Here is a 4,330-nt window from a genome sequence, read left to right on the forward strand (position 1 = left end):
GCTCACCCCGGCCCTGCTCGCCGATCTGGTGCGCGCCCAGCCCGACGGCCCGCTCGGCCTGCGCAACCGCGCCCTGCTGCTCGTCGGCTTCGGCGGGGCGCTGCGGCGGAGCGAGATCGTCGCGCTCAACGCCGGCGACGTCGCCTTCGTCGACGGCAAGGGCGTCGTGCTGACCATCCGCCGCTCCAAGACCGACCAGATCGGGGCCGGTGACGCGGTGGCCATCTGGGCCTCCGACGACGAGGCGCTGTGCGCGCCGACCGCGCTGCACCGCTGGATGCGGCACCGCGCCGCCGGCCATGGCGAGGAGCCCCTGTTTGTCGGCCTGCGGGCGGGCGGGGTGCTGACCGACAAGCGGCTGTCCGACAAGGCGGTGGCGCGGCTGGTCAGGGACAGCGCCGAGGCGGTCGGCGCCGGGGACCAGGGGCTGCTGGAGAGGACCTTCGGCGCCCTGTCCGGCGGCGTCGCGCGCCGCTACTCCGGCCACTCGCTGCGTGCCGGGCTGGCCACCGCGGCGGCCGAGGCGGAGGCGCAGCTGCACGACGTCATGCGCCAGACCCGCCACAAGTCGGTCGAGGTGGCCCGCCGCTACATGCGCTCCGCCGACCTCTGGAGGAACAACGTGACGGAGAAGGTCATGCGGACAAGGCGGTGAGCAGGCGAGACTGAACGGGAAAATCTGAGCACTTTCCCAGCGTTGTCCCGGACTGCGCGAGGGGAGAGGCCAAGATCCAAGGTGGTCGCCCGGCTTGTCCTGCGCAGCGCTTGGCGGATCACGGAGGTCGGGCGCCTCCATGATCGAGGCGGACATGGGCCAACCATCCGCGGTCGGGGCCAGCGGGCCGAACACGAGGGCGATCGTCCGGCACAGTTCACTCCACGCCATGCAGGCGGCGGATCAGATGCCCCACACAGTCAAGCGCCGGATCGAGCCGCTGGATATTTCCCTCCGCAGGAAAAGCTCCATTCCCGGAACCCAGGGTTTTCGCCCTTGCCTTGTCATTCGTGTGGGAGGTAGATACCCGAGCTTGCAATAAGTCTAGTTCCTCATTCGAAATTCCAGATGCCACATCACGGAAAGACGGCTTCATGAAAGGTCCGCGCGACGCCCGCATGCGAAGCCAAGCCGAGGCATCGTTTCTGGAAACGTCCGCCAGGATCGGCGCCAATCCCCTGTTCGTCCAGGGCGCCGGCGGCAACACCTCGCTGAAGCTGGGGGATGTGCTGCGGGTCAAGGCGTCGGGAACCCGGTTGGCGCAGGCTTTGGAGGCTGACATCTTCGTCGATGTCAGCCTGTCGCGCATCCGTCAGGGCATCCGCGACGGGCTGTCCGACCCGGTCGCCGGTTCCTGGGAGCGTTCCGGCGCTTCGCCCGGTGGACTGCGCCCGTCGATCGAGACGTCGCTCCATGCGCTGATGCCGCAGGATACCGTCTTCCATGTGCATTGCGTGAACACGCTGTCCTGGGCCGTGCGGACCGACGCGGCGGACGAACTGGCCGAGCGGTGCCGGGGTCTGTCGTGGATCATGGTTCCCTACTCCAAGCCGGGGCCGGATTTGACGAGGGCCGTGGCGTCGGCCTTGACCGGCCAGCCGGCGGATGTGGTGATCCTGGGCAACCACGGCCTTATCGTCGGGGGCGCCGATGCCGCCGCCGCCGAGGCCCTGCTGAACGAGGTGGCCGGCCGGCTGGCGGTCGGCCTGCGCCCCGCGGGCGCCGCCGACCCCGCCCGTCTGGAGCGGACCGCCGCGGGCAGCGGCTACCGCCCGGCCCGCCAACCCGGCTCCCACAGCCTCGCGCTGTCCCCGGCCGCCCTGCGGATCGCGGCGACCGGCTCGCTCTATCCCGATCATGTGGTGTTTCTGGGGCCGGGCGTGGCCGTTGCCGAAGACCGTGCGGCGCTCGACCGGGTTCTGCTGTCCAGCGACGGCCTGCCGTTCCGCCCCGTGATCCTGGTCCCCGGCGCCGGGGTCCTGGTGCCCGAAGGGCTGGGCGAGGCCGGTGAGGAAATGGTCGCGGCCCTGGCGGCCGTGGTGGCGCGGATTCCCGACGAGGCCGCCATCTCCTGCCTCACCGCCGCCGACGAACAGGCCCTTTTGAACTGGGACGCGGAAAAATACCGGCAGTCCCTCCAGTCCCGCCAGCCCCACTGAGCCGCCATGCAGATCGTCATTCCAATGTCCGGCTTCGGCGAACGCTTCCGCCGTGCCGGCTACACGGTTCCCAAACCCCTGATCGAGGTGGATGGGAAGCCCATCATCGAGCATGTCGTGGGGCTGTTCCCCGGCGCGTCGTCGGTGCTGTTCATCTGCAACCAGGACCATTTGGACGAACCGGCCTACCGGATGCGCGCCACGCTGGAGCGCATCTGCCCCAAGGGCCGGATCGTGGCGATTCCTCCCCACAAGCTGGGGCCGATCAACGCAGTCCTCCAGGTGATCGACGCCATCGACCCCGACGCGCCGACCATCGTCAATTACTGCGACTTCTCCTGCCTTTGGGACTTCGCGGCCTTCCAGGCGCACGCGCGGGAGACCGGCTGCGACGGCAGCGTGATCGGCTACACCGGCTTCCACCCGCACATGCTGGGCTCGACCAACTACGCCTATGTCCGGGCCGAGGGCATGTGGGCCCAGGACATCCAGGAAAAGCAGCCCTTCACCGACCAGCCGATGAACGAGTTCGCGTCCAGCGGCACCTATTATTTCCGCACCGGCGCCCTGATGCGCCACTATTTCGAAGAGACCATGCGCCGCGCGCTGATGGTCAACGGCGAATATTACGTCAGCATGGCCTACAAGCCGATGATCGGCGATGGGCGGCGGGTGTCGGTGTTCCCGGTCGAGCATTTCATGCAGTGGGGCACGCCGCAGGATCTGCGCGAGTACCAATGGTTCTCCCGCGCCTTCCGCCAGCAGGCAGCGGCGACCGCCGCGCCGCGTCACGCGGGAACCGTGATGGTGCCGATGGCGGGAGCCGGCTCCCGGTTCGTCCAGCGGGGCTATGCCCTGCCCAAGCCGCTGGTTCCAGTGTCCGGACGGCCGATGGTGGAGCAGGCGGTGCGGGATCTGCCGGAGGCCGACCGCCGTCTGTTCATCCTGCGCCGCGACATGCCGGGCACCGGCGCCTGTGCGGAGGCGCTGCGGGGGACCTTTCCGAACGCCGCCGTCCAGGTCATCGATGAACTGACCGACGGGCAGGCGCGCACCTGCCTGCTCGGCATGGATCAGCTCGATCCCGACCAGCCGCTGACCATCGGCGCCTGCGACAACGGCATCCTGTACGACGGCGCGGCCTTTTCGGCCCTGATGGACGATCCGGAAGTCGACGTCATCGTGTGGGGTGCCCGCGGTTATCCGGGCGCCCTGCGGTCCCCGACCATGTATGGCTGGATCGACGCCGCAGACGGGCGGGTCCGCGGCGTGTCGGTCAAGACGCCTCTGGCCGACCCGTCCCAGGACCCCGTCATCGTCGGCACCTTCACCTTCAAGCGCGCCGGCGACTTCCAGCGGGCCGCGGAGCGGATGATCGCCGCAGGGCGCCGGATCAACGGTGAGTTCTACGTCGACACCTGCATCAACGACGCGGTCGAACTGGGGCTGTCGGTCCGGCTGTTCGAGGTCGAGTCCTACCTGTGCTGGGGCACGCCCGACGACCTGGAAACCTACGCCTACTGGCAAGCCTGCTTCGACAAGTCGGCAGACCATCCCTACAGCCTGGATCGGGACCCGGACCGGGCCGACGGCGCGGCGCCACTCTGACCGGAAGGCCCGCTTCCATGTCGCTTCAGCGTCAGGCCAGCCGCTTCCTGGTGGTCGGAACCACCACCGTGGCGATCGACATGGCCGCCTATTCCCTGTTGCTCTGGCTGGGGATGGCGGTCACGCCGGCCAAGACGGCCGGTTTCGTGGCCGGGACGATCTTCGCCTATTTCGCCAATCGGATGTGGACCTTCGGCGCGGAGGGCGGTATCCAGACGGTCGCCCGCTTCCTCGGCGTGTATCTCGCGGCGCTGGTCATCAACATCGCGGTCAACGCCGGGGTGCTTCTGCTGACGGGGATGCACGCCTGGACCATGGCGTTCGCCTTCCTGGCCGCCACCGGCGTTTCAGCCGTCTTCAACTTCGTCGGCATGCGGCACTTCGCGTTTTCGGGGGCACGGCAGTGAGCACTTATTCCCTGGTCATACCCTGCTACAACGAGGCGCGGAACCTGCCGCTGCTGCTGGCCCGCGCGGGCGCCCCCCCCCCCCCCCCCCCCCTCCCCCTCCCCCCCCCCCCCCCCCCCCCCCCCCCCCCCCCCCCCCCCCCCCCCCCCCCCCCCCCCCCC

4 protein-coding genes are annotated in these 4,330 nt (G+C 69.4%); all 4 read left to right on the forward strand.

Annotated elements, in window-relative coordinates; all coding sequences use genetic code 11:
• Positions 1–655, forward strand: a 655-nt coding sequence (locus GBZ26_RS27520) for a site-specific integrase (protein WP_174441535.1), incomplete at its 5' end; no start/stop codon positions are given.
• Positions 656–1,089: 434 nt separating this feature from the next.
• Positions 1,090–2,154: a class II aldolase/adducin family protein gene (locus GBZ26_RS27525; RefSeq protein WP_211104992.1), complete on the forward strand. Its 1,065-nt coding sequence runs from the start codon at positions 1,090–1,092 to the stop codon at positions 2,152–2,154.
• Between the two features lie 6 nt (positions 2,155–2,160).
• Positions 2,161–3,762, forward strand: a complete 1,602-nt coding sequence (locus GBZ26_RS27530) for an NTP transferase domain-containing protein (RefSeq protein ID WP_174441536.1) — start codon at positions 2,161–2,163, stop codon at positions 3,760–3,762.
• Between the two features lie 17 nt (positions 3,763–3,779).
• Complete coding sequence (locus GBZ26_RS27535; RefSeq protein ID WP_174441537.1) at positions 3,780–4,169, forward strand: GtrA family protein; 390 nt, start codon at positions 3,780–3,782, stop codon at positions 4,167–4,169.
• Positions 4,170–4,330 lie beyond the last annotated feature (161 nt).

Origin of the sequence: Azospirillum formosense, from assembly GCF_013340925.1 — a bacterium.
Classification (GTDB): Bacteria; Pseudomonadota; Alphaproteobacteria; order Azospirillales; family Azospirillaceae; genus Azospirillum; species Azospirillum formosense.